Source organism: Sulfitobacter faviae (genome assembly GCF_029870955.1).
Classification (GTDB): Bacteria; Pseudomonadota; Alphaproteobacteria; order Rhodobacterales; family Rhodobacteraceae; genus Sulfitobacter; species Sulfitobacter faviae.
This window is the reverse complement of sequence record NZ_PGFQ01000001.1, coordinates 265,509-285,768: the sequence shown is the minus strand read 5'-3', so window position 1 is coordinate 285,768 and position 20,260 is coordinate 265,509. Positions and strand designations below refer to the sequence as shown.

The window sequence follows — 20,260 nt, the reverse complement described above, 5'->3', positions numbered from 1 at the left end:
TCGTCTGCGGATGATTCGCGCTGACGCGCTGAAGGAGCATGAGATGGCTGCCAAAGATACGAATGACGACGCAAAGAGCAACGATTCAGAGGCCGGCCACTCGCTCGACATGAGCCAAGCCGCCGTGAAGAAGATGATCGGTGAGGCCCGGGAGAAGGGCTATATCACCTACGATCAGCTGAACACGGTGCTGCCGCCCGATCAGGTCAGCTCGGAACAGATCGAAGACGTGATGTCGATGCTCTCGGAGATGGGCATCAACATCATCGAAGACGAGGAAGCCGAAGAGGAAGAGAACAAAGGCTCGACCGAGGTTGCGACCACTGAGTCCAACCGCGATGTGGCGCTGTCCTCCGGCACCTCCGAGAAGCTTGACCGCACCGATGACCCGGTGCGCATGTACCTGCGCGAAATGGGCAGCGTGGAGCTTTTGAGCCGCGAGGGCGAGATCGCCATCGCCAAGCGGATCGAAGCTGGCCGCAACACCATGATTGCGGGCCTTTGCGAAAGCCCGCTGACCTTCCAGGCGATCACCATCTGGCGCGACGAACTTCTGTCTGAAGACATTCTGCTGCGCGATGTAATCGACCTTGAAGCCACCTTTGGCACGCAGATGGGCGATGAGGAGGAGACCTCTCCGGTCGTCGCCCCTGCCGCCGGGGCCGAGACCAAGACCGAAGAGTCCAAGCCCGAGTATGACGCCGACGGCAATCCGATCTCGTCGGATGACGACGACGACGAGGACGAACAGGCCAACATGAGCCTTGCGGCCATGGAAGCGGCGCTGAAGCCGCAGGTTCTGGAAGCGCTCGACATCATCGCGGATGACTATGAAAAGCTCAGCGCGATGCAGGACAGCCGCATCTCGGCCACGCTGAACGAAGACGGCTCTTTCACCAAGGAACAGGAAGAGACCTATCAGAAGCTGCGGTCGGAAATCGTGCTTTTGGTGAACGACCTGCACCTGCACAACAACCGTATCGAAGCGCTGATCGACCAGCTTTACGGCATTAACCGCCGCATCATGCAGATCGACAGCGCCATGGTGAAGCTCGCCGATCAGGCGCGCATCAACCGCAAGGAATTCGTCGACAATTATCGCGGCTATGAGCTTGATCCCAACTGGATGGAGCGGATGGCCGAGAAGTCGGGCCGTGGCTGGCAGATGTTCATCGAACGCTCCTCCGAAAAGGTCGAAGAACTGCGCGCCGACATGGCGCAGGTTGGCCAATATGTCGGTCTGGATATCTCTGAATTCCGCCGCATCGTGCAGCAGGTCCAGAAGGGTGAGAAAGAAGCCCGTCAGGCCAAGAAAGAAATGGTCGAGGCGAACCTGCGCCTCGTGATCTCCATCGCGAAGAAATACACGAACCGCGGTCTGCAATTCCTTGATCTCATTCAGGAAGGCAACATCGGCCTGATGAAGGCTGTCGATAAGTTCGAGTATCGCCGCGGCTACAAGTTCTCCACCTACGCGACATGGTGGATTCGTCAGGCGATCACTCGCTCGATTGCTGACCAAGCGCGCACCATCCGCATCCCGGTGCATATGATCGAGACGATCAACAAGCTGGTCCGGACCGGTCGCCAGATGCTGCACGAGATTGGCCGCGAGCCGACGCCGGAGGAACTGGCCGAGAAGCTGCAAATGCCGCTCGAAAAGGTCCGCAAGGTGATGAAGATCGCCAAGGAGCCGATCAGCCTTGAGACGCCCATCGGCGACGAGGAAGACAGCCAGCTGGGCGATTTCATCGAGGACAAGAATGCCGTGCTGCCGCTCGACAGTGCCATTCAGGAAAACCTCAAGGAGACCACGACGCGGGTGCTGTCCTCGCTCACCCCGCGCGAGGAACGCGTGCTGCGGATGCGTTTCGGCATCGGCATGAACACCGACCACACGCTCGAAGAGGTCGGCCAGCAATTCTCGGTCACGCGCGAACGTATTCGACAGATCGAAGCCAAAGCATTGCGCAAGCTCAAACATCCGAGCCGCTCGCGCAAGCTGCGCAGCTTCCTTGATCAATAAACCAAAACGCGGCCCCGGTGGCCGCGTTTTCTTTTGCGGGGCGGGTCTTTGACCTGCCGCCCGCGCCGCTTACATCAAGGGGGTATCCCAAGAAGGTTCCCATGATGCGCAAAACTGTCCTTACCCTTCTTTGCCTTATGCTGCCGCTGCAAGCCGCCGCACAGGCCTACCGGGCCGAGAACCGGCTGATCGTCGTGCCACTTACCGCGCAGGAGTTCGAGGTGATCGAAGACCACGGCGCAGGCGCGCGTCACATCTGGTGCGCCGCAGCGGAGTTTGCGCAGGACGTTCTGGGCCTTCCGCGCGGGGAGCGGCTTTATATCAAAACCCCCGCGGCCCGTCGGTGAGCGGCGTGGGCCGCACTGGCGTCGTTTACACCACCAATCCTGAGCGGGCGAGCGGCGACAGGGGGCAGTCCTATTCCGTCACGATCAACCGCGCGGGAGAGAACCTGCCCAGCCACCATGCGCGGCAGTTCTGTCTGGATCGCATAATTGAGTTGCGGGATTTCTGAACCGGGGAAGCCGTTGTTTTCACGCGGTGGCGGGCTTATTCTGCGGGTATTGTTACGACGGATTTTTCTCATGCGTTTTCTGCTCGCCAGCCTGTTTCTGACCCTTGGCATCAGCCAAGCCCTTGCCCACTGCCATCAGCGCAGCGCCACGGTTCTAACCTGTACGATTGATCAAGGGGCAAAACAGTTGGAGGTCTGCCTCGACGGGGAAGAGGTGATCTACCGCTTCGGCCCGGCTGACGCGCCCGATCTGATCCTGAGCGCCCCGATCACGGAGGTGGCGCATCAGCCTTGGCCGGGCATAAGTCGCGCCATCTGGGAGAGCACGACCTTTCGGAATGGCGCTTTTACATATGAGGTCCATAGCTCTTTCGACAAACTCGATCAGGTCAGCGATGGCGGGGTGACGGTGCGCGAGAATGGGCGCGAGATCGCCTCGCTTTCTTGCGACAGGGGGTCAACGGAACTGGGCCTCTTTGCCATAAGCGACGCGAAAGAGGCGGCTGGCCAATGTTGGGACGCTGAGGCGCAGCACTGGGGGGCCTGCTGAGATGCAGACAGTCTTTACCATTCAAACCCGCGGTCAGGCGCTCTACGAGTTCACGAATGACGTGGCCCGCTGGATTGCGGGGCAGGGGGACGGGCTGCTGACGCTCTTGGTGCAGCACACCTCGGCCTCTTTGCTGATCCAAGAGAACGCAGACCCGGATGTGCAGTGCGACCTTTTGGCCTATTTCGCCCGGCTGGTGCCGCCCGCCGATGCGCCAGAAATGCGCTATCTCACGCATCTGATGGAAGGGCCGGATGATATGCCTGCGCATATCAAAGCCTCGGTCCTGCCGGTCAGCCTTAGCATCCCCGTCGCGCGGGGGCGGATGATGTTGGGGACTTGGCAAGGCATCTACTTGTTCGAGCATCGCGACGCCCCGCATGAGCGGCGCATCGCGGCGCATTTCCGGCCCGACTGACGCCGGACCGGGCAGGGGTCACCCTGTCGGCATCAGGTGAATTTCACGCACCGCCGCCCGCGCGGGCGCTTCGAGCGCATGCATCACCGCATCTGCCACATCCTCAGGCTGCAACTTGTCGGGTTTGGCCTCGTCGAAAAAGGCGGTGTCGACCATGCCGGGTGAGACCACCATGCAGCGGCCACCCCATTCGGCCATCTCATCCGCCAAGTTACCTGCGTAGCCGTGGATAAACCACTTGGTCGCCCCGTAGATCGACCCTTGGATATGCCGCCGCCCGGCGGCAGAGCCGGTGACGACATATTGCCCCGTGGTCTTGCGCAGATGCGGCATGGCGGCATGAGCGGTATAGAGTGCGCCCATGATGTTGAGGTCGACCATCGCTTTCCAATCCTGCGGGTCGCCATTCTCTGTCCCCGCTGGGCTGGTGCCGCGCCCGGCATTGGCAAAGGCGGCATCGACCTGTCCGAAGTGATCGGCCAGTTTGTCGATCGCTTGTTTCTGCGCGTCGTAGTCGGTAGCGTCGCCCACCAGCACGAGTGCTTGGTCGCCAATCTCGGCGGCGAGGTCGTTCAGCTTGTCTTCGCTGCGGGCAAACAGGCCGATGTTCCAGCCCGCTTTCGCGGCGGCGCGGGCGGTGGCGGCGCCGATCCCGCTGGAGGCGCCGGTCAGGAAAAGTGTCTTGGTCATAACATGCTCCGTTTATAGCCTTCGCTGACCAACGCAGGGGCATGCCGTTGGGTCCATGACACATATTTGAACGCAAGATATAGCTGTGGAAATCTTCTCTACCCAAAACCTCGCGGCTCCCCTATAAGTTTTGACAAGAGGGCCGCGCGCCCCACAAGTGAGGCAGGATGAAGAGGGGGACGGCCGATGCGCTGCCCGTTTTGCGGAAATATCGACACCCAAGTGAAAGACAGCCGCCCGGCCGAGGATCACGTCTCGATCCGGCGCAGACGGTTCTGCCCGGCCTGCGGGGGCCGCTTCACCACCTATGAACGGGTGCAACTGCGCGACCTTGTGGTCATCAAAACCTCCGGCAAGCGCGAGGATTTTGACCGCGACAAGCTGGAACGCTCGATCCGTATCTCCATGCAGAAACGCCCCATTGATCCCGAACGTATCGATCAGATGATCTCGGGCATCGTGCGCCGGTTGGAAAGCATGGGCGAGACCGACATCAGCTCAAAACATATCGGTGAGATCGTAATGGAGGCGCTGGCCCGGATCGACACCGTGGCCTATGTGCGTTTCGCCTCTGTTTACAAGAACTTCCAAGCCGCGGACGATTTCGACAAATTCGTTCAGGAACTGCGGCCCGACGCCCTGCCGGAAGAGTGACCGGCGAGCGGGTGAGCGACGCGCGGTATATGGCGCTGGCGCTGTCCTTGGGGCGGCGCGGGCAGGGCAATGTCTGGCCCAACCCGGCGGTGGGCTGTGTCATCGTGCAAGGCACGCGGATCGTCGGGCGCGGTTGGACCCAGCCGGGCGGGCGCCCCCATGCCGAGCCGCAGGCGCTGGCGCAGGCCGGTGCGGCGGCGCGGGGGGCGACGGTCTATGTTACGCTTGAACCCTGCTCCCACCACGGCAAAACGCCGCCCTGTGCGCAGGCGCTGATCGACGCAGGCGTGGCCCGCGTGGTGATCGCGACCCAAGATGACGACGCGCGGGTCAACGGGCGCGGCATCGCGATGTTGCAAGATGCCGGGATCGAGGTCTCGGTCGGGCTGCACGAAGATGCGGCCCGCGCGGATAACGCCGGTTTTTTCTGCCGCACCGATCTGGGGCGCCCGATGCTCACGCTGAAACTGGCCAATTCCTTTGACGGGCGGATCGCCACCGGCACGGGCGAAAGTCAGTGGATCACCGACGCCCCCGCGCGGCGGCTGACCCATGCCATGCGCAGCCGCCATGACGCGGTGATGGTCGGGGCGGGCACCGCCCGCAAGGACGACCCAAGCCTGACGGTGCGTGGTCTCGGGCTTGCCCAGCAACCGGCGCGCGTCGTCGTCTCGCGCAGGCTCGACCTGCCGTTGATGGGGCAACTGGCGCGCACGGCGGCTGAGGTGCCTTTGATCCTCTGCCACGGTGCGGATGCCGATCCGGCTTTGGTCAAAGCCTGGGCCGATCTTGGGGCGACACTGCTGCCCTGTGCCGCACGCGGGGCGCAGTTGGACCCGCAGGATGTGATGCGGCAATTGGCGGCGCATGGTCTCACAAGGATCTTCTGCGAGGGGGGGAGCGCCTTGGCCGCCTCGCTCATCGAGGCGGATTTGGTCGACCGGCTGGTGGGGTTCACCGCCGGGCTGGTGATCGGGGCCGAAGGTCTGCCCGGCATCGGGGCGCTTGGCCTGTCGCGGCTGGCCGAGGCCCCGCGCTTTGCGCTGCAATCCAGTCAGCAGATTGGGCCGGACCTTCTGCACATCTGGCGGCGCAACGCAGCCGGTTAAGCGCTATCGCCGCCAGAGGTGGCTCTGGCTGGCAAAGACCCCTTGGAGCTTCGACAGCATTCGGTTGCCCAGCCCGGCGCGGGGCAGACGGCCCGTGGCCAGCCGTTCGACCACCACTTCGACGGGGCAGGGCAAGCCGCTGACCGGGTCGCGGTAGCGCGGGTAATCGATGAGCGCGGCATGAATAAGCCCTTCGAGCGTCGGTGTCGCGCGGCGGCGGGGCGGGACATCGCCCCGGTCTTCCGTCAGCCCCCAGCCTGCGTAGAAGGGCGCGCCCAAGGTCACCACCGGGACCCGGCGGAGGAGCGCTTCGAACCCCAAGAGGGAGGTCATGGTCCAAACCGCGTCGACTTGGCTGAGAAGCGCCACCGGGTCGGCGTGATGCAGGATCAGATCGGCCTCGCCCGCCTCCGTCGCGCCTTTGCGCAGGCCCGCTTCGACATCGGGGTGGGGTTTGTAGAGGATCACGGCATCCGGGTTTGCGGCGCGGGCGGCGGCCAGCAGGGCCGCATTGCTGCACACATCGCCCGTGCCGGTGAGGATGGAGGCGTCGTCTTCGACCTGTCCGGGGACAAGGATGCGCCGCCCCGGCGGCAGGTCGGGCGCGGCACCGCCGAGGTTGTATTTGCTGAGGCCCGCCCCGGTGAGCGCCGCGATCAGCGCGCGGGCGCGGGCCAGTTGATCGGGGCGCAAGTCTGCGCGTTTCGCGATCCATTTCTCCAACCGGCTCGGTCCTTGGGGATCGTAGTAAATGCCCAGATCGTCACAGACCAGCGACAGGGGCGGGACCAGTTCGGCCCCCAGCCCGCGCGAGCGCAGAAACCCGTCCTCGACCCGCAGCGCATCTTGGGGCGCGACCTCGGCCTTGCTGGCCCAGACCATGGCGCGGCGGGGCGGCTTGGGGGCTTCTGCCGCGCCTTTGCGAAAGCGAAGGGGCGTGGTCGTTCCGAAGAACTGTTGCAGGGGGCGGCGCTTCCACAGGCGCATGCCCCATGCGTCCCAGCCGCGATGATCCTCTCGCCACGCGCGGGCCTGCGCGGCGAGGGCGGTAAGGGCCGTCTCGAAACTGCCGAGTTCGTCGCGATAGGGGTCGTACCACGTCGGATAGAGGATCATCGCGGCGGCGAAAAGTTGCGCGCGGCTAAGGCGGCGCTGGCGGCGTTGGACGGGGAATTCATCCTCCGTCAGCCCCCAACCGGCATAGAAGGGCTGGCCGAAGACGCGCGGCCTGTGACCGGCAAAGATCGCCTCGAACCCCATTTGCGATGAGACGGTGTAGACACCCACCGCCCCTTCGAACAGTGCCCAAGGGCTGATGGAATTGGTCAGCAGGGTGATCCGCTCGTTGGTATCCTCGGGGCCGTAATGCCCGGCGCGGTAGCCCTGTGCGGTCTCGGGGTGGCTCTTGATGATGACCCGCGCGCCGGGGTGTTCCTCTTGCGCGAAGACGAGCATTTCCAGAAACCGCGCACGATCCGCGCCCGAAGCGGTGACCGAGGCGTCGCCGCGGGTTTGGTCGATCACCAGCACATAGCCCGGCTCCGGCGCAGGCAGGTCGGGGTCAAAGCCCGCATATTTCGTCAGATGCGCCTCGGCCATCTGCGCCATGCCGCCCCGGGCGCGGTCCAGAAGGGCGGTGTTGTCCAGCGGGTGATGGGCCAGTAGCTCTTCGAGGTCTGAGGGCTGGGCGGGGTCGAAATGCGCCCCCCGGCTGTCGATCAGCAGGCCCAAGGGCGGCTCGCCCGCGCGACCGGGGTGGAGCGAGCGCAGCCATGCGTCCTCCACCCGGATCACCGGCACGCCGCGTTTGGCCGCCACGGCCAGTCCGCGATGCGCGGTGGGGGAGTTACCCCAGACCGCCACCGCATCATCCGGCCCGGGCAGGCCAAGGCGCAGGGAATGGCCCGACAGTTGCAGGATGCGCCGCAGGCGGCGCTGCGTCAGAAATCCACCGTTATATACGAAAAGCCGCCGGCTCCTTTCGGGACCGGCGGCGGGGTATTGGTATGGGTCAGCTTCGAATGCCACCGGGGTGGATCATTCGGTCAGCGAGGTGATGCTATCCGCCGAACCCGCCGTGCCGGTGATGGCCGAGATTACCTTGCTCCACTGGGTGAAGGGCGCTTCGGTCACATAGATCGTGTCGCCGTCGCGGATCACGAAATCGCGGGCCATGAACATGCCGTTGGGTTTGGTCAGGTCGGTCACATAGACCATGCGCTGCGCACCGGTCAGATCGCTGCGGCCCAGCACCTGTTCGGCGACTTCCTCAGGCTCATTGCGGAACACGAAGACGCCCGTGGGGTCGGCCGAGAGGGGGCTGAGACCGCCCACCTGCGCGATGCCTTCCAAGAGCGAGAGGTTTTGCGATTCAAAGGGCACGCGGGCCTGCCCGCCGGTGGCGCCAAGCGCGGTGAAAGAACGGGTGTCTTCCTCGACCAAAATCCGGTCGCCCGGGCGCAGGGCAATGTCGAGCTCGGGGTGGTCATAAAGGTCTTGGAACCAAATCTTGCCGCGCTGCCCGCCGCGGATCACGGTGACCTGCGCGATTTCGGGGATGATGGTCACACCGCCCGCGCGTGCCAGCATGGCGGCCAGCGTACGGGTGGGGCGCTCGATCGGGTAGACGCCCTGCGCCCCGATGGAACCGATGAGCGAGACGGTCGAGCCGTCACCGGCGGCGCGGCGCACTTCGACCTGCGGGTCGGGGGTTTGCTCGCCCAGCTTGTTGGTGATGATGCGGCGGATCGCTTCGGGCGTGTTGCCCGCAGCGCGAATGCGGCCCGCGTAGGGGATAAAGATAAAGCCCGCGCCGTCGACCTGCACCTCTTCCAGCATGGTGGCTGGGGCGCCTTCGACGCCGAGAAGCGGATCGTCCACGTTTTCATAAACCGTGATGCCAAGGATATCGCCCGGCTGGATCGTGTCGGAACCGACCCGGCCCGCATTCTTGAAGCTTTCCGAAAAGCCAAGCGCCGGGGCCACGGCGGTGGCGCGGGTCACACGGTCATTCACGCTGACGACAAAGGCATCGCCCTCGCGCTGAACAGAGCCTGCGTAGATTTGCCGTTTGTTCGGCCCGACCTGCGGCAAACCACATGATGAGACGACGGCCACCGCCGCCAGCGCTGCGATGGGGCGCGCCCACCGGAAAGATACGGATTTCACTGCCCGGTCTCCTCGACCTGAAATATCTGCCTCGAAATCGCCAATTGTCTTGACGTATTACTTTGCAACTTAGCGCAGCCTAGCGAAAAAATCTACAGGGCGGAATGGGTTAACTCAGGTGACGACCCGCAACTGTTGCCGAGGGGCCGCGGTGCCCTGTTCCAGCGCGTTATAGGGATCCTCGGCGGCGAGCATCATATCGACCACTTGGCGCAGCAATTGCCGCCGCCCGCGCGCGGCATAGAAACCGCCCGGAACCTGAGAGGTTTCAAGCAGATAGCGGCGGTAATCCTTATAGGCGCGGTTGTCGGGGCGGTTGGCGGTGGCAAAGAATTCCGGCAGCGGCTGGTCCGAGACAAACTCAGGCTGGGAATAGACCGCGCGGCCAAAGACCTTGAGGGGGATGCCGCGCCAAAGCACCTGTTGCCCGGCGGTGGAATTCACCGTGACAGCACTGCGGGTGTCATTGAGAAGCTGTGCCAGCTTGCCGCCGCGCACGAAATGCACACGGTCGGAAACCCCATGCGCGCGGGCCAGCCGTTTGACATCGCGCCGCACCGGCACGCGGCCATCCTCCAGCGGATGCGCCTTGATGACGAGGTGGTGATGCTGCGGCGCGCCCTTGGCGAAACCTTCGATCACCAGTTCAAGGAAATCGGCCATCGTGTTGAAGGGCGAATGTTTCTGGAAGGAGGAATCATGCTCCAGTTGCAGCAGCGCCAGATGATAGGGAAAGCCGCCCAGCCGGATCTTCAGCGTGGCCAGCAGGCGGTCGGCGGCCAGCACCGGCATCAGCACGAGCCGCTTGAGGTAGAGGCGGAATTCCTTGGTCACCGGCAGGCTGCGGTGGGGTTTGAAATTGCGGTAATCGCCGTTTCGGAACATCACGAACCAATGGTAAAGCGCGCCGTAAAAGATGTGGTGGCGCATGTCGCCCCAATGGCCGGGGGGCAGGGGGGCTTCCATGTCTGAGCGGGCGAGCGCGGCCTGCATCTGGGGAATGGTCATCTCCATCAGCCGAGAGTTGCCGTTCGATCCGCCGCGCTCATAGGTGACCCAATAGGGCCGCATATAGCCTTCCTCGAAGACATGGACGGTGATGCCACGGCGCTTTGCCTCGGCCACCGCTTCGGCATGGATGGGGCGGGTGTCGCCGTAAAGCACGATGTCGGTGACCTGCTTGTCGTCCAGCAGGCTGGCAAAGACGCGCGGCCAATCCTCGACCCTGCCGCGATAGGGGATGTATGTCGACGGGTGAAACCAAAAGGCCCGGTCGCCCGCGTTGAAGCCCACCCGCCAGACCTCGGCCCCCGCACGGCGCAGCATCTTGCCCAGACTGTTAAAGAAAGGGCCATGCGGTCCTTGCAGGAACAGGAAGGTTCTGGTCGGGGCGGCGGTCACGGTCATTCTGGTCCTTCGGTGGGCATTTGCCCTTCAACCACCATATAATAGGGGCGACAATGTGGCGTCACCCGCTCTTGCCTGTGGCGGTGACCGGGTTTACCACTGCGCGGAACCAGCAAAGGAGCCTACCCCATGTTCACCGGCATTATCACAGACGTTGGCACCGTGACCAAGCTGGAGCAGGAAGGCGACCTGCGCGCGCGCATCCAGACCGGCTATGACACCAGAGGCATCGACATGGGCGCCTCCATCGCCAGCGACGGCGTCTGCCTGACCGTCGTGGGGCTGGGCGCGGATTGGTATGAGGTGCAGATCAGCGCCGAGACCGTGGCTAAGACAAACCTCGGCCAGCACTGGCGCGAGGGCAAACGCGTGAACCTTGAACGCGCCTTGAAGGTGGGTGACGAGTTGGGCGGGCATATCGTCTCGGGCCATGTCGATGGCGTGGCTGAGATCATTGAGATGAAAGACGAGGGCGACAGCACCCGCGTGACCCTGCGCGCGCCCGAGGATCTGGCGCGGTTCATCGCGCCCAAAGGCTCGGTGGCGCTGAACGGCACCTCGCTGACGGTGAATGATGTCGATGGCTGCGATTTCGGCATCAACTTCATCCCGCATACCAAGGAGGTGACGACGTGGGGCGATGCAGGCGTCGGCGATCTGGTGAACCTCGAAATCGACACGCTGGCCCGTTACGTGGCACGCCTGAACGAGATGTGACGCTGCGCCCTTCGGGGCGCGCTCTGGCCAAGCGGCGCGGGTCAGGCTAAGAGCCGGGCAACAGATAGATGGAAGCAGCCGATGCAATTTGACAAACCCGGACCGGTCGAGACAGGGCTGAGCGATGCGATCTCGCCCATCGAAGAGATCATCGAAGACGCCCGCCAAGGTCGCATGTTCATTCTGGTGGATCATGAGGACCGCGAGAACGAAGGCGATCTGGTGATCCCGGCTGAGTTTGCCGATGCTGCGGCGATCAACTTCATGGCGACCCATGGGCGCGGGCTGATCTGTCTGCCGATGACGGCGGAGCGGGTCGATCACCTCGGCCTGCCAATGATGGCGGTGAACAATTCCTCGCGGCATGAGACGGCCTTTACCGTCAGCATCGAAGCGCGGGAAGGTGTCAGCACCGGCATCTCTGCCGCCGACCGTGCGCTGACCGTGGCCGTGGCGATCTCGGAACAATCCGGTTCGGCAGATATTGCCACCCCCGGCCATGTCTTCCCCCTGCGCGCCCGCGATGGTGGCGTGCTGGTGCGGGCAGGCCATACCGAAGCGGCGGTCGATATTTCGCGCCTCGCGGGGCTGCACCCTTCGGGCGTGATCTGCGAGATCATGAAGGACGACGGCGAAATGGCCCGTCTGCCCGATCTGGTGGAATTCGCCGCCGCGCATGGGCTCAAGATCGGGACGATCAGCGATCTCATCACCTACCGCCACAAGCACGACAACCTGCTGGTGGAGCGCGACAGCCGCACCGTGACCTCCGCCTATGGCGGCGACTGGCAGATGCGGGTGTTCTCCGACCAAATCACCGGCACCGACCATGTGGTGCTGACCAAGGGCGACATCTCAACCCCCGAGCCGGTGCTGATCCGCACCCATGCGATCAACGCGCTGGAAGATATTCTCGGGCTCGGCCCCAGCCCGGCGGATGAGTTGCCCCGTGCCATGCAGATCATCGCCGAAGAGGGGCGAGGGGCCGTGGTGCTCTTCCGCGATCCTTATCCGCGCCTCAAACTCGACCCAGAGGATGACGACCGCCCGCGCACGATCAAACGCACTGGGCTTGGCGCGCAGATCCTCTCGACAATGGGGCTGCATGAACTGGTCCTGCTGACCGACAATCCAGACACGCGCTATCTGGGCCTCGACGCCTATGCGTTGGAAATCGTGGGCACCCGGCCCATCACTACGGAGTAATCGCCATGGCATCCGCCGAAGAGCATACCATCCTGCCGCGCCCCAGCTTTGACGAACCGGTGAAACTGCTGATCGTCGTCTCGCCCTATTACTCGGACATTGCGAACGGCCTTCTAACCGGCGCCAAGGCCGAGTTGGAGGCTGCGGGCGCCAGTTACGAGGTGATCGAAATGCCCGGCGCGTTGGAGATTCCCACCGCCATCGGCATTTCCGACCGGGGCAGCCATTTCGACGGCTATGTCGCGCTTGGGTGCGTCATCCGCGGTGAGACCACGCATTATGAGACCGTCTGCAATGACAGCAGCCGTGCCTTGCAACTGCTTGGCTTGCAAGGGCTTTGCATCGGCAATGGCATCCTCACGGTCGAGAACAAACAACAGGCCGAAGTGCGCGCCGACCCCGAGGGGCAAAACAAAGGTGGCGGCGCGGCCGCTGCGGCCTTGCATCTTATCGCGCTCGCTCGTAAATGGGGCCGCCAGAGCAAGGGCATCGGGTTCAAGCCATTCGGGCAGGACACTTTGATGGCCGGCGACACGGATGGATCAAACATCGCATGACCAGCAACGGGCCTTCGGGCAACCAGAAACGTAAGATGAAGTCGGCCTCGCGGCTCTATGCCGTGCAGGCGCTGTTCCAGATGGAGCATTCCGCGCAGACGGTCGATGTCGTGCGTCACGAATTCATCGACCACCGTTTCGGTGCCGTCTATGAGGGCGATGAGATGCAGGAGGGGGATGTCGACCACTTCTCTCGCGTGCTTGAAGATGCGGTGAACTATCAAGCGCCAATCGACCAGATGGCCAACCGCGCCATCGTCGCCAAATGGGCCATTGCCCGGATCGACCCGACCCTGCGCGCGCTGTTCCGCGCCGCCGGGGCCGAGTTCCGCCATGACGACACGCCGCCGCGCGTGGTGATCAAGGAATATGTCGACGTGGCCCATGCCTTCTTCCCCGATGGGCGCGAGCCGAGCTTTGTCAACGCCGTACTTGACCATATGGCCCGCGAGGCGCGCCCCGAAGCGTTCTAAACGCGCGGGAAAGTGGCCCCGAGGGGGCCATCTACCACATTGATGTCTTGGGAAAGTGACGGGAACCGCGCCTGCCGCTGCTGTTTTATATTCCCGAGGACCTGTATGTACAGGTGGGCGCCAGGTAACCGAACCAGGGCTCGGACAGAGCCAGCTCCCTCGGATTTGCTTAAGGCCACTGGAATGTAACGTTCACGAACAGGGCAGAACCCGTCGACCCCCGATGTAGGGGCCAAGTGGGGCTGCGGCAAGGGGGCGGAAGTGGATTTGCAAAACTTCTCTGCCCCGTTCAATCTTCGGCGGGGATAAAGCCGTAGCGGCGCAATTCTTCGGGCAGCAGCACATAGATTTCATCGGGTGGCGTGACCAGCGCATGCTGCATCACCATCGGATCAATGCCCATATCATCGAGGTATTGCATCACCTCACCTTGGCCGCGCTGGATGTCCTCCACGGCGACAAAGGCGGGCAGGATCGTGCTTTCGCCAAAGTAATGCTGATGCACCCCGACCGAGGCGCTCTCGGGCACCGCCCGTGCCGCGCCGGCGGCCAGCAGATAGGGGCAGGCGGAATAGCAGATGTCCCCCTCCCGCAGTGCGGTGTTCAGCTCTTCGCGCCGAAGATAGCGGCCCAGTTCCAAAGCGTCGCGGACCGATCCGCCGGGGGAATTGAGGTAGATTTCCTCGGGCGTGGGGGTCAGTTCGCTCAACTGTTTGACGATCCGCTCCGCATCGCCTGCCTCGATGGCCCCTTCCAGCAGCGCCGCCCGCCCGCCCGAGACGGGGGTGAGCACCAGCCGGTCGGGCAGGGCGGTCTCGGGCATCGGCTGGCCGGGGGTTGGCGCGCGTTCGGGCGGAAGCGCCGGGTCTGGTCGCCGGGGCGGATCGGCTCGGTCAGTTCCGGGGCGCGCGGGCCGAAGCCCGGCAGGCGCAGCCCTGCGCCCAAATCCCCCAGAACAGCAGCACCGCAAGGCCAAGTTGAAAGATCAGTACGCCGATCAGCACCCGCCCGACAATCGGCTTCCGGTGGGGGCTTCGGCCTCCGGTGGGTCTCCTCGCTCATGTGCTTTTGATCGATGTGACGGGGCCGGGGGCCGGTTCATCGGTCGCATCCGCGCGCGGCGCTTCGGCGGCGGGGCGTTTGTGGGCGGGGCTTTCCTGCATCGCCACATCAACATCACGCACGGCGGCCAGCGCGGCGCGCAGTTCTGCAAGGGTCAGCGTGTCTTCGACCGCGGCCCCTTCACGGCCGGAGCGGATCGCCCCTTGTGTGATGGAGAGGATCAGCACCAGAACGGCGGGCAACAGGTCAATCGCGATGGCCCCGGCCCAGGAGGGCACGAAATTGCGCGCGTAGAGGATCACCGCATCGGCGCTGGAGATCGGCGTATAGGTCGTGTCGGCAGCGGGTGGCATGGCCTGCACATCCTGCGCCGCGCGCTCCAATGTCGCTGCACGCTGTGCCAGCACCTCAAGAACCGAGGTGATTGTCGCCCCTTGCGCGCCGCGTTGTTCTTCGTTGCTGCCGTCAAGCTCAGGCAGCACGACGGAGGCCGCCAAATCCTGCGCTGCGCGTTCCACCAGCGGGGCCACGGAAAGCTGCCGTAGCCGGGTGATCAGACCTGCAAGCCGCACGGCCTGTTCGGAAAACTCGACCGAGCGCGCCTGAACCGGGCCGGGCTCTACCGTCAGGGCGCGCATCCGGCTGAGGATCTGGTTCCCCTCGGCGAAGGCGTCATTCACCAGCGGGGTCTGGGTGGCGATCTGCGCCTCCAGCGCGCCCAGTTCCGCCGATTTCTGCCGCAGCACCCGGAACACCGCGCCGCGCCCCGCAAGGCCCGACAGGCTGCCAGCCGCCTCTTGCTCGCTCAGGTCCTCAAAGCTCTGTCTGACCCGCGCCACGTCCCGCTCAAGCCCTTGAGCGGACAAGGCAATCTCGTGTGTGCGCTCCAACGCGCCTTGGTAATCTTGCACCGTCTCGGCCAGATGCTGCTCCACCGCCGCCGATCCGGCGAGCGCGGCGGCGTTCAGCCAGCTTGACATCGCGATGATCGCGACGGAGCCGAGCCCCATGGCCCCCAAAAGCCCCATCCGCGCGCGCGTGGTGCGCACAGCGGGGAAGAGCCTCAGCAGATAGGACCAGAAGACGAAAATCCCTACCGAGACCGCCACCGAATAGGCGATCGCGGCAAAGGCCGACATGGCGCCGTTGTCATCCAGCAGCGACGAGACGCCAAGATAGGTGTAAATGCCCGAGGCCACGGCCAGAACGCCAAGCGCTGTGCCCGAGAATGTATCGAGCCATGTCAGATGGCCCTCCAATTCACGGGCGTAACGCACCCCGCGCGCCTGCGTCTCACTCATCGGTTCGCGTTGTGCCATGGGCCTCCCTCGCTTTGCTGGGGTGAAGATAGGGGGTCGCGGGGAAATTACCAAACTTTCCGGTGCTGCCCCTTGTGGATGTTCATCAAATGTTCATATTTGTCGCCATGATGGAGAATGACATACGACAGCTCCAACCCGGCCAATTACTGGCGCGGGGGGTGATGCGGCATCTGGCCGATCTTGGGTTCGCCTCGGTCGAGGAGCTTGTGCCGACGCGCGGTTTGCGGGTCGACGTGATGGCGCTTGGCCCGAAGGGGGAGATTTGGATCGTCGAATGCAAATCCAGTCGCGCCGACTTCATGGGCGACGCAAAATGGGAGGGCTATTTGGAATGGGCCGACCGGTTCTTTTGGGCCGTGGACAGTGATTTCCCGGTAGAACTGCTGCCCGAGGAAAGCGGCCTCATCATCGGTGACGCCTATGGGGCCGAGATTGTGAGGATGTGCGATGAGACCAAGCTTGCGCCCGCCCGGCGCAAGGTGATGGTGCAGAAATTCGCGACCCATGCCGCCCGGCGCCTGCATCGTCTACGCGATCCCGACATGGCGCCGAACTGGTCTTGAAAGGGGGACGGAGGTTGTTCGCGCATATCCCTAAGGCGTGGCGAACCCGCTTTTAGGCGGCTTAGCGCTTTTGTTTGCCCGCGCGGTTTGCGGCGGCCATAATCTCTTCCGCGATTTCGCGGGCTTCTTCCGGGGTGAAATCCATCGGAATTTCAACGCCGCCGCCTTCGACGAAAAGGCGGACCATGCCCTTGTCTGTCGGGCCGATTTGCAGGTTTGCTTCGATGTCGCGTTCGGTGTCGATGCCCATGGGAGCCTCCGGTTTGGTGGGGCTTATCGCTAGCGCGGCATGGGCGGAAAGGCAAGATATCTTGGCGGGTTGCGACGCAGGGCAGAGGGGGCGCGTTGGCCTTAGGTGGCGGATGGGTCATCACCGTTCTGCAAGAGGGTGGGGTGCCGGTCTGGCGGATCGGGAGATTGCCGCGACGCGCAGCTTGGAGACCGCGGGCGGAATCGCCGCGTCATCCACCCGCGTTTCCCGCAGGAGTGCCGATGACACCGGGCGCGCGAAAAATCTGACGGAAACCGGCATTTCTTCTGACTTTGAGGTCTTGCATTCCTCCGCCACGGGCGCTAAATCCGCCCCAGTGCCGCCTTAGCTCAGTTGGTTAGAGCGCTTGATTGTGGATCAAGAGGTCCCTGGTTCGAGACCAGGAGGTGGTACCACCCCCCCCAATTTCATTCTATCTGCGCCCTGGGGCGAACGGCTGGGTTGCGCGGCGCGCCGCATGATGCTGCCAGCGCGCTGGCACCGTAACCCATCGTAAATTTTAGATTTTCTGGAACGTTCTGTCCGAGCTTTCGTTGTGACCATAGAAAATAACGAAGAGGAGAGAGACATGAAAACGCTTACAGCCAGCACCTTTGCCCTGACACTCGCAGGCACCGCCGCTTTCGCTGAAACGCATATGACCGACTATTCCAACGTCGACAGCATGCAGATGAACGAAATGCGCGGCGATCTGATCCGCTCGCGCGATATCACTGGCGGTGAGATCTACACCCTCAACGAAGCCGGCGACGAATGGAGCCCCAATACGGCCTATAATGAAATCGGCGCCGACTGGAACGAGATCGGTGAGATCGAAGACATCGTTCTGTCCAAAAACGGTCAGATGGTCGGCATCGTGGCCGAAGTGGGCGGTTTCCTCGATATCGGTGACAAACACGTCATGATCTCGACACCCGATGTGAACCTCGTGGCCGTCGATGACCAGACCTACGCCTATGTCACGCGTCTGAGCGAAGAAGAACTCGAAGCACTGCCCGGCGTTGACGAAGGCTTCTGGGACTAATTTAGACGGTTAACGCTTAAGTTGAATTCTTGGACCCCGGCGTGGAGCTTTCCGCGCCGGGGTTCTTCGTGAATGGGCTTAGGCCAGCTTCATCACGATGCAAGTGGTGGAACCTGTGGCGTAGTGTTTGCCATCCTCGACGCCGCGAATCTCGCCATGTGCGACACCGGTCGAACGGCCCACGTGATCGGTCACCCCGATACAGTCGATCTCCATCCCCAAAGGCAGGCCGCGCAGGATATTTATCTTGTATTCCAAAGTGGTATAGACCGAGCCGCGGGGGATTTTCGTCATCACCGCGCAGGCCATCGCTGAATCGAGCAGCGTCCCGTACCAGCCGCCGTGCACCGTGCCCATCGGGTTTGTCATGGCAAAGCTCGGTGCGCCGCGAAAGACGATGCGGCCCTCTTCGACCGAATGCAGCGCATAGCCCATGGTCTGGCCGATGGGCGGCCCGGGGTTGGTGCCGTCGAGAATGGCCTGCATGAACTCCAGCCCCGAAAGCTTGAGCGCTTCGGATTGGGACAAAAGGTCAGCAGGGCTTTGGGCGATGCGGGGCATGGTCTTCTCCGGCAAGTGAATTTCGCCGGAGGATACGCCCGCGCGGGGCAGGGGCAAGCCCCCCTGCCGGAGGGACAGCGCTTACGCGACGTCCGAGAGATCGACCTGCGGGGTCACACCGATGGCGCGGCAGACATCGCGGGTGAGTTCCGCGCGGTTGAGCGTGTAGAAATGCAGCGCATCCACGCCTTCGTCGATCAACTCGCTGCACAGTTCGGTGCACATGGCTTGGGCCAGCAGATCGTGCCGGTCATCGCGGATCGCGGCCTCATAGGCTTGGTCGACCCATTCCGGGACCGGCGTGCCGCATTTGACGGCGAATTTACGGGCTGAAGTCCAGTTCACCACCGGCAGGATGCCCGGCGTGATCGGCTTGTCGATGCCCGCTTTTACGCAGGCGTCGCGGAAACGCAGGAAGGTCTCCGCCTCAAAGAAGAACTGGGTCAGCGCCTCATCCGCGCCCGCGTCGAACTTGCGTTTCAGCCAGTCGATATTGGCCTGCTGATCCGCCGCCTCGGGGTGCGGGTCGGGGTAGGCGCCGACGCGGATTGTGAATTTGCCGGTTTTCGCCAGCGCCTCGATCAGCTCGCAGCTGTCGGCGAAGCCTTCGGGGTGGGGTACGAACTTGTCGGTGCCCGCTTGCGGGTCGCCGCGCAGGGCGACGATGTCTTTGATGCCCGCTTCGGCGAATTTATCGGCCACGTCGAGCGTCTCCGCCCGGCTGGCGCCGACGCAGGTCAGGTGGCCTGCGACGGGCAGGCCCGAGGTGCGGTGCAGCACATGCGCCGAATCATGGGTGAGATCGCGCGTGGTGCCGCCCGCGCCGTAGGTGACGGAAAAGAAGCGCGGCGCCAGCGGGGCCAATGCCTGCGCCGCATCCCACAGTTTGAACGCCGCGCCGACGGTGCGGGGCGGGAAGACTTCGAAGGAAACGGCAGGCGTGGTCATTGAGAGATCCTTTTGGCGGTTTCACGTCTTGTCTCACATCTAGGCTTGTGAGACAAACTCATAACATTCATCTTGAACATGAGTAATGCCTCAAATGCACATTGAGTTCCGTCACCTGCGCACAATCAAGGCCATCCACGAGGCGGGCGGCTTGGCCCGCGCGGCGGATCAGATGAATATCACGCAATCGGCGTTGAGTCATCAGGTGAAGGGGTTGGAGGATCAGGCGGGGGTCGAACTCTTTGTGCGGCGCTCGAAACCGTTGAAGCTGTCGCCTGCCGGGCAGCGGTTGTTAAAGCTCGCGCAGCAGGTCTTGCCGCAGGTCGAAGCCTTGCAGGACGAGTTTTCGGGCCTGCGGGCGGGCAGCACGGGGCGGATGCACATTGCGATCGAATGTCATGCCTGTTTCGAGTGGCTCTTCCCAGTGTTGGAGCAGTTCCGCCGCCATTGGCCGGATGTGGACGTCGATATCCGCCCCGGTCTCGCCTTCGACGCGCTGCCCGCGCTTTTGCGGGAAGAGGTTGATTTGGTGGTCTCCTCGGACCCTGAGGAATTGCCGGGCGTCGAATTTGTCGAACTCTTTGATTACAATCCAGTTTTCGTGGCCTCGCAGAACCACCCTTTGGCGGAGAAGCCCTTTGTCGAGGCGGCTGATTTTCGCGGGGAGACGCTGATTACCTATCCAGTGGAGCGGACCCGGCTGGACGTGTTCAGCCAGTTGTTGATCCCCGCCAAGGTCGAGCCTGCGACGATCCGGCAGGTGGAACTGACGGCGGTAATCCTGTTGCTGGTGGCGTCCAACCGCGGGGTCTCGGTCCTGCCGGATTGGGTGGTGCGGGAGGTGAAATACTCCTCCGATTACGTGACGCGGCCTTTGACGTCCGAGGGGATCACGCGACGGCTTTATGCGGCAGTGCGGCGGGATGATCTGGGCAAGCCGTTCATGGATGAGTTGCTAAAGCTGGCCGGGCAGGAGGCGCGGAAGTTGCAGCGGGCCTAAGCGGGGTACCGAGGGCCATC

The 20,260-nt window shown here is 63.3% G+C and carries 23 protein-coding genes, 1 tRNA gene and 1 other RNA gene; 15 read left to right on the top strand and 10 right to left on the bottom strand.

Going from position 1 to position 20,260, the window contains the following annotated elements:
• The first annotated feature begins 43 nt into the window (after positions 1-43).
• The 5 genes from rpoD to CUR85_RS01520 all read left to right on the top strand — a co-directional run bounded on the left by rpoD (position 44) and on the right by CUR85_RS01520 (position 3,508).
• Positions 44-2,026: an RNA polymerase sigma factor RpoD gene (gene rpoD, locus CUR85_RS01540; protein WP_067264850.1), complete on the top strand. Its 1,983-nt coding sequence runs from the start codon at positions 44-46 to the stop codon at positions 2,024-2,026.
• Between the two features lie 137 nt (positions 2,027-2,163).
• Positions 2,164-2,373 (top strand): hypothetical protein, encoded by a 210-nt coding sequence (locus CUR85_RS01535; RefSeq protein ID WP_280321222.1) that lies wholly within the window; start codon positions 2,164-2,166, stop codon positions 2,371-2,373.
• Between the two features lie 5 nt (positions 2,374-2,378).
• A complete protein-coding gene (locus CUR85_RS01530; RefSeq protein ID WP_280321220.1) occupies positions 2,379-2,540 on the top strand; it encodes a hypothetical protein in 162 nt (53 codons plus the stop codon).
• A 70-nt stretch (positions 2,541-2,610) separates the two neighbouring features.
• On the top strand, positions 2,611-3,090 hold the full coding sequence (locus tag CUR85_RS01525; protein ID WP_067264791.1) for a hypothetical protein: 480 nt from the start codon (positions 2,611-2,613) through the stop codon (positions 3,088-3,090).
• Between the two features lies 1 nt (position 3,091).
• Positions 3,092-3,508 (top strand): secondary thiamine-phosphate synthase enzyme YjbQ, encoded by a 417-nt coding sequence (locus CUR85_RS01520; RefSeq protein WP_067264792.1) that lies wholly within the window; start codon positions 3,092-3,094, stop codon positions 3,506-3,508.
• Positions 3,509-3,526: 18 nt separating this feature from the next.
• Here CUR85_RS01520 and CUR85_RS01515 read toward each other — a convergent pair whose 3' ends face one another.
• Positions 3,527-4,198: an SDR family oxidoreductase gene (locus CUR85_RS01515; RefSeq protein ID WP_067264795.1), complete on the bottom strand. Its 672-nt coding sequence runs from the start codon at positions 4,196-4,198 to the stop codon at positions 3,527-3,529.
• A 186-nt stretch (positions 4,199-4,384) separates the two neighbouring features.
• Here CUR85_RS01515 and nrdR point away from each other — a divergent pair, with 186 nt between their 5' ends.
• Both nrdR and ribD read left to right on the top strand, forming a co-directional pair.
• On the top strand, positions 4,385-4,852 hold the full coding sequence (nrdR, locus tag CUR85_RS01510; protein WP_067264800.1) for a transcriptional regulator NrdR: 468 nt from the start codon (positions 4,385-4,387) through the stop codon (positions 4,850-4,852).
• 29 nt (positions 4,853-4,881) lie between these two features.
• Positions 4,882-5,961: a bifunctional diaminohydroxyphosphoribosylaminopyrimidine deaminase/5-amino-6-(5-phosphoribosylamino)uracil reductase RibD gene (gene ribD, locus CUR85_RS01505; protein WP_067264854.1), complete on the top strand. Its 1,080-nt coding sequence runs from the start codon at positions 4,882-4,884 to the stop codon at positions 5,959-5,961.
• A gap of 3 nt (positions 5,962-5,964) precedes the next feature.
• On the opposite strand, the gene CUR85_RS01500 is transcribed toward ribD, so the two are convergent.
• The 3 genes from CUR85_RS01500 to CUR85_RS01490 form a co-directional block, all read right to left on the bottom strand.
• Positions 5,965-7,989 carry a capsular polysaccharide biosynthesis protein gene (locus tag CUR85_RS01500; RefSeq protein WP_209273864.1) on the bottom strand — a complete coding sequence of 675 codons (2,025 nt, stop codon included), beginning with the start codon at positions 7,987-7,989 and terminating at the stop codon, positions 5,965-5,967.
• Between the two features lie 9 nt (positions 7,990-7,998).
• Positions 7,999-9,129: a polysaccharide biosynthesis/export family protein gene (locus CUR85_RS01495; protein WP_197470901.1), complete on the bottom strand. Its 1,131-nt coding sequence runs from the start codon at positions 9,127-9,129 to the stop codon at positions 7,999-8,001.
• A gap of 114 nt (positions 9,130-9,243) precedes the next feature.
• Positions 9,244-10,536 carry a capsule biosynthesis protein gene (locus CUR85_RS01490; protein WP_280321208.1) on the bottom strand — a complete coding sequence of 431 codons (1,293 nt, stop codon included), beginning with the start codon at positions 10,534-10,536 and terminating at the stop codon, positions 9,244-9,246.
• Between the two features lie 129 nt (positions 10,537-10,665).
• On the opposite strand from CUR85_RS01490, the gene CUR85_RS01485 reads away from it, so the two are divergent.
• From CUR85_RS01485 to nusB, 4 genes are all read left to right on the top strand, one after another.
• Entirely contained in the window at positions 10,666-11,253 is a 588-nt protein-coding gene (locus CUR85_RS01485) for a riboflavin synthase (RefSeq protein WP_067264807.1), read from the top strand.
• Between the two features lie 81 nt (positions 11,254-11,334).
• Positions 11,335-12,459, top strand: a complete 1,125-nt coding sequence (ribB, locus tag CUR85_RS01480; protein WP_067264809.1) for a 3,4-dihydroxy-2-butanone-4-phosphate synthase — start codon at positions 11,335-11,337, stop codon at positions 12,457-12,459.
• 5 nt (positions 12,460-12,464) lie between these two features.
• Positions 12,465-13,016 carry a 6,7-dimethyl-8-ribityllumazine synthase gene (locus CUR85_RS01475; RefSeq protein ID WP_067264812.1) on the top strand — a complete coding sequence of 184 codons (552 nt, stop codon included), beginning with the start codon at positions 12,465-12,467 and terminating at the stop codon, positions 13,014-13,016.
• Complete coding sequence (gene nusB, locus CUR85_RS01470; protein WP_067264814.1) at positions 13,013-13,489, top strand: transcription antitermination factor NusB; 477 nt, start codon at positions 13,013-13,015, stop codon at positions 13,487-13,489. Before CUR85_RS01475 ends, nusB begins: the two co-directional genes overlap by 4 nt.
• Positions 13,490-13,547: 58 nt before the next feature.
• Here the strand turns inward: nusB and ssrS are convergent.
• From ssrS to CUR85_RS01455, 3 genes are all read right to left on the bottom strand, one after another.
• Positions 13,548-13,702: non-coding RNA, 6S RNA (gene ssrS / locus CUR85_RS01465), on the bottom strand.
• A gap of 76 nt (positions 13,703-13,778) precedes the next feature.
• The gene (locus tag CUR85_RS01460; protein WP_280321202.1) at positions 13,779-14,312 is read right to left on the bottom strand and encodes a COG3904 family protein; all 534 of its coding nucleotides are present in this window, start codon (positions 14,310-14,312) and stop codon (positions 13,779-13,781) included.
• Between the two features lie 235 nt (positions 14,313-14,547).
• Positions 14,548-15,870, bottom strand: coding sequence for a hypothetical protein (locus CUR85_RS01455; protein ID WP_067264819.1), 1,323 nt, complete (start codon positions 15,868-15,870; stop codon positions 14,548-14,550).
• Positions 15,871-15,959: 89 nt separating this feature from the next.
• Here CUR85_RS01455 and CUR85_RS01450 point away from each other — a divergent pair, with 89 nt between their 5' ends.
• Positions 15,960-16,436 carry an MmcB family DNA repair protein gene (locus CUR85_RS01450; protein ID WP_231886367.1) on the top strand — a complete coding sequence of 159 codons (477 nt, stop codon included), beginning with the start codon at positions 15,960-15,962 and terminating at the stop codon, positions 16,434-16,436.
• A 61-nt stretch (positions 16,437-16,497) separates the two neighbouring features.
• On the opposite strand, the gene CUR85_RS01445 is transcribed toward CUR85_RS01450, so the two are convergent.
• Positions 16,498-16,686 carry a DUF6324 family protein gene (locus tag CUR85_RS01445; protein WP_067264821.1) on the bottom strand — a complete coding sequence of 63 codons (189 nt, stop codon included), beginning with the start codon at positions 16,684-16,686 and terminating at the stop codon, positions 16,498-16,500.
• Positions 16,687-17,025: 339 nt separating this feature from the next.
• On the opposite strand from CUR85_RS01445, the gene CUR85_RS01440 reads away from it, so the two are divergent.
• Together CUR85_RS01440 and CUR85_RS01435 are read left to right on the top strand one after the other, a co-directional pair.
• Positions 17,026-17,102: transfer RNA gene (locus CUR85_RS01440), tRNA-His, on the top strand.
• Positions 17,103-17,275: 173 nt separating this feature from the next.
• The gene (locus tag CUR85_RS01435) at positions 17,276-17,731 is read left to right on the top strand and encodes a PRC-barrel domain-containing protein (RefSeq protein WP_067264824.1); all 456 of its coding nucleotides are present in this window, start codon (positions 17,276-17,278) and stop codon (positions 17,729-17,731) included.
• 78 nt (positions 17,732-17,809) lie between these two features.
• Here CUR85_RS01435 and CUR85_RS01430 read toward each other — a convergent pair whose 3' ends face one another.
• Complete coding sequence (locus CUR85_RS01430; protein ID WP_067264826.1) at positions 17,810-18,292, bottom strand: PaaI family thioesterase; 483 nt, start codon at positions 18,290-18,292, stop codon at positions 17,810-17,812.
• Between the two features lie 81 nt (positions 18,293-18,373).
• Positions 18,374-19,240 carry a methylenetetrahydrofolate reductase gene (locus CUR85_RS01425; protein ID WP_067264828.1) on the bottom strand — a complete coding sequence of 289 codons (867 nt, stop codon included), beginning with the start codon at positions 19,238-19,240 and terminating at the stop codon, positions 18,374-18,376.
• A 94-nt stretch (positions 19,241-19,334) separates the two neighbouring features.
• On the opposite strand from CUR85_RS01425, the gene CUR85_RS01420 reads away from it, so the two are divergent.
• Positions 19,335-20,240 (top strand): LysR family transcriptional regulator, encoded by a 906-nt coding sequence (locus tag CUR85_RS01420; RefSeq protein ID WP_067264831.1) that lies wholly within the window; start codon positions 19,335-19,337, stop codon positions 20,238-20,240.
• Positions 20,241-20,260 lie beyond the last annotated feature (20 nt).